This window comes from Bacillus sp. JJ722, assembly GCF_036963345.1.
In the GTDB taxonomy this organism is placed as follows: domain Bacteria; phylum Bacillota; class Bacilli; order Bacillales; family DSM-1321; genus Bacillus_AD.
Window position 1 is genome coordinate 432 of the sequence record NZ_JBALMO010000377.1, and the last position, 4,472, is coordinate 4,903.

General features: G+C 34.3%; 2 protein-coding genes and 3 pseudogenes. 4 read left to right on the plus strand and 1 reads right to left on the minus strand.

Translation table 11 applies throughout. The annotated features are described in order from the left end of the window. Window positions 1-52: 52 nt before the first annotated feature. The 4 genes and pseudogenes from V7014_RS27420 to V7014_RS26420 form a co-directional block, all read left to right on the plus strand. Window positions 53-267: pseudogene (locus V7014_RS27420) on the plus strand (IS3 family transposase); the annotation flags it as partial. Between the two features lie 238 nt (window positions 268-505). Continuing rightward, window positions 506-1,647, plus strand: a pseudogene (locus tag V7014_RS26410) (IS3 family transposase). A gap of 717 nt (window positions 1,648-2,364) precedes the next feature. Continuing rightward, complete coding sequence (locus V7014_RS26415) at window positions 2,365-3,315, plus strand: DUF6454 family protein (RefSeq protein ID WP_335511984.1); 951 nt, start codon at window positions 2,365-2,367, stop codon at window positions 3,313-3,315. A 396-nt stretch (window positions 3,316-3,711) separates the two neighbouring features. Continuing rightward, window positions 3,712-3,825: pseudogene (locus tag V7014_RS26420) on the plus strand (hypothetical protein); the annotation flags it as partial. 138 nt (window positions 3,826-3,963) lie between these two features. Here V7014_RS26420 and V7014_RS26425 read toward each other — a convergent pair. Beyond that, window positions 3,964-4,359, minus strand: a complete 396-nt coding sequence (locus V7014_RS26425) for an immunoglobulin-like domain-containing protein (RefSeq protein WP_335511987.1) — start codon at window positions 4,357-4,359, stop codon at window positions 3,964-3,966. Window positions 4,360-4,472 lie beyond the last annotated feature (113 nt).

Genomic DNA, 4,472 nt, shown 5'->3' on the forward strand with positions numbered 1-4,472 from the left:
ATGAAGGCTATTGAAATGCAGTTAGAAGGTGTACCTGTTAAGAAGTGATGGGAAATTGAATATACGAAACTATACACAAATTAAAACTTGTATGCGTTGATATCGAAATGGAGAGTTGCATCGTCTAGAGTAGCCTGCCGGAAAACAATATTCCTATGGAAAAGGACCTGAATACGAAAACGAAACAGCGAAGTTACAAGTAGAGAGTCGTTATTTAAAACAACAGATTGAAGTCTAAAAAAAGTACGCAGAATTGAAAAGGAAGTGGTTCCATAAATGGGAAATAAACAACTTAACGTTGTAAATCCGCATTTTCGGGACGTTACCCCTAATAAAACAAAGAGTAAAGAAATACTTCTTTACTCTTTTTTTGACTAATTCATGATCTATAGCTAAAGTTAACAAACTATCATTTAACAATCCTTAAATTAAGTGGAGCTAGTATAGTCTTATGGACACAACTAAGTTAAGTCAGTAAAATGTGCTTACAGAAGGAGTGTCCGTAATGAAACAAAATTTTAATCATGAATTTAAATCAATGGTGGTCGAGTTGTATCGTTCTGGACGACCAGTGAAAGAATTAAGCAGAGAATATGGCGTATCTGAAGTAACGATTTATAAATGGATCAAAAAATATTCTCCTATTGCGACAGTTGATGAAAAAGAAGTGACCCAAGATGATTTAAAACAAATGCAAAAAGAGATGTTACGTCTAAAAGAAGAGAATGAGATCTTAAAAAAGGCTATGGCCATATTTGCGAGAAAATAAGCGATGCAGAATTAATGGAGTTCATTGATGTTCAAAAGGAAGTCCACCCTGTTAAAACACTTTGTGAGGTTCTTGGCATTGCCAGAAGTTCATTCTATCAATCTCATCACAAAGTAATATCGAAACGTTCACTTGAGAATGAAGGATTATCCAATCATATAAGACAAATTCATATGGAAAACAAAGGAACATATGGTGCACCTAAAATACATCAAACTTTACTAGCGAAAGGATTTGAAGTAAGTATAAAACGTGTTTAGCGATTAATGCGCCAAGCAGGGATTTTCTCAACCATTCAAACCAAATATCATCCCTATACGCATACAATGGGTAAGATTGAAGAAAGAGAAAATCTATTAGAACAAGATTTTAGTACAACAACCATTAACGAAAAATGGGTCGCTGATATTACGTATATTCATGTTTTACGAGAAGGTTGGTGTTACTTGGCTTCCGTTTTAGATTTGCATTCAAAAAAAGTGATTGGATATTCATTTTCACGAAAAATGACAACAGATATTGTAGTAAAAGCCTTAGAAAACGCTTTCTCTGCTCAAAGACCATCAAAAGAACTCATTTTGCATACTGACTTGGGATCGCAATATACAAGTCAAGAATTTCAAGCTTTACTCGTAAAACGCAATATAACGCCTTCTTTTAGTCGAAAAGGCTGTCCTTATGATAATGCTTGCATGGAATCCTTTCATGCTTCTTTAAAGAAAGAAGAAGTATATCAAACAAAGTACGTAACGTTTGAAGAAGCAAAGTTAGCTATCTTTCAATATATCGAAGGCTGGTATAACAGAAAACGGATTCACAGCAGCATTGGATATAAAACACCTCAAGCTATGGAAGACGCAGCTAGAAAAGTTGCTTAAAAACTTAACTTTTTCGTGTCCAAGATATTGACCTAAATCCACCTTTAAATTTTCTACAAAAGTAGGACGCTATAAACCAACTATAAGTTCTTCAGGTTTTTTAACCTGAGTTGGTTACACGTCCTTACTAAACATTATGGTTAATAAAAATAATGATTATACAATTCAAATATTTTTATTTGACACATGGCACAGTGAAATGGAAAAGCTCTTCTCATTATGAGAGGGACTCTTTTCTATAATTTTAAAACTCTCTAACTTCAAATGAAGCAATTTTATCATGAACTATAGATTCTGTTACTTTTTTGTCAAAGACCTAAAAGGAAGGAAAAAATGGGAAGAAATAATGAAAGCTTTAATTGTACTATTACCTTTCCATACATTTCATTTTTGTTTTGTCCTTAAGGATTAGTGAAATCTTACAGATGTATGATGCAATTATTAAATTAGTGTAAATGCATATTTACCTTTGCTAAGCTCCTATTTGACCATAAGGTGCATTTTGATAATTTCGATTGTCTATTTTAATGGTAAATTTCCACTGGAAATTCTATGTTTAAAAACAAAATCAAAGAATAGAAGGCTATTGCCTTAATAATACACAGGATATGAATTAACTATTTTTCCATATTTACTAAAATTTAATGATAATATCAAACCTTCTAAATAGCAATTTCCTAAAATGATAATTGAAAATAGAAGGAGGGATTATTTATCATGCGAAAATTTGTATTCATTTTTACACCAACTCTATTAATAGCTATTCTGGCAGTGTCCGCATCTCTCATAGTACCTCAATCTGAAACAATCAGTGCAAAGGAACTAAAATTAGAAGATCAGTTCCAGCAGCTTTCTCGTAATACGGGTTGGCAGCAACAAGAAGAGATTGATTTGCAATTTGATGTTTATCACCCCCAAGGAATGACGCGAATCGGTGATCTCTATTATATGTCTTCTGTGGAAATTATCGAAAGCACGGTGAAGTATGAACATCCGATTGATGGCTATGATCGCACTCCGGGGAAGGGAGTGGGTCACTTATTTGTCTTTAACCAAAATGGAGAACTGTTGAAGGACATCCAGCTTGGGGAAGGAAACATGTATCACCCAGGCGGCATTGATTTCGATGGTGAATTTATATGGATTTCTGTCGCCGAATATCGTCCCAACAGCGAATCTATCATTTACAAAGTAGATCCTGAGACCATGGAATCAGAAGAAGTATTCCGAGTCAATGACCATATCGGCGGGATTATTAGTGACGAACAAAAAGGAAAACTTTATGGCGTAAGCTGGGGTTCTCGTAAATTTTATGAATGGAATAGTAAAGGGAAAGAACGAAATGTTCAAGAAAATTCGAGTCATTTTATTGATTATCAGGACTGTGAAAGTGTAGGTAAAGATAAAATGGTTTGCAGCGGTATTGCTGGACTACCTAACACAGTAGGTTCTGAATCTTATGAATTAGGCGGCGTAGCCTTGCTTGATTTGAAAACGTTCAATACGATCCATGAAGTGCCTGTAACGGAATTTTCTTCAAAAGGGCATGTCATTACCCGTAACCCAGTTTTCTTGGAGAATGCCGGTCAAGAGCTTCGACTTTACGCTGTTCCAGATGACGATGACGCATCCTTGGTGGTGTATGAAACAACGAACCTTTCTAATTAAGAACTGGCTTGAAATCAATAAAAAGGATGACTCATAAGGAGAAAATTCCCTAAACCCTAAATTTGATTTGCACGGTATGGGACATAGAGCAAACAAAGAAATTCGTCGTGCTATTGATGCCAAAATTAATGTAAATCGATTTTATCAGATTATGTTTTTCAACAAAACCAGCTAATAGAAACAGCTCTGTTCTTCCATTATAGGGCGCGATTGCAGAACACAGGGCAGTCGATTTTTTACTAGGCAGGCCCGAATTGTTCTATAAATGATTGAATGTAAATAATTAAGAAGCCCAGCTAATCTTCTCATATGTGAAGGTAGCTGGGTTTTAAAGTTGGGTGTGTAAAATATCGCCTAAAATAAGTGCGAAATAAATCCTAAAATGTCAAAAAGGTCAAAGACATAAAAGGAAAGAAAATATGGGAACAAATAATAATAGCTAGGAGAAGGAAAACAATGGCACTTTGCGTATCTTGCCATAAGAAATTACATGTAGGAAAGTTAGATTGATAAATGGAGAGCCGTATACATTGAGAGGTGTATGTATGGTTCGGAGGAGAGTGTATCATAGTAATGTGACAAGGCGCTGGGCGCTTATCCTACTCAAAAGAAAATCCCTTCGAATAATGAAGAGACATACCATCTTATTTATTCTTCTATACGAAAAGGCGCAGCAAGTTGAATCGAGCTTACTTTGGATTCTGCTTCTTCAGGATTGAAGAATATTAGTACTCGATATTCTCCAGGTGTAAGCGTAGTTTTGAAAACATTTAGTGGAAGTAGTTCTGTATGTTGACTATTTGATTGAATAACAAGAGCTATATCTTCTTCAAAAACCGTACTTTCAAATGGTACATAGTACCAAGTGTTTTTTATCTTTTTTTCTATTGAGAAATGTTTCCCGAAAGAATAATCAATAGAACTTTTGTTTTTAATAGTGATTTCAATACTTTTTTCACTCGATTTATTATCGATATGTTTCAAAGAGAGTTCTAGTCCATTAATTGAAGATGGGATATCTTGAATTTTTGCTTTTATTTTCAACTTGCTTAGAATTTATACATGCAGAAAGAAATAAACATGATACGCTTAGAAACACAATAATTGCTTTTTTAGTAAACATGTTTAATCTCCTTTAAAAATAGTCGGTTCTAAGT

Excerpts from the sequence above, each read along its gene's own strand:
- V7014_RS26415 (WP_335511984.1), top strand. The coding sequence starts at position 2,365 with ATGCGAAAATTTGTATTCATTTTTACACCAACTCTATTAATAGCTATT.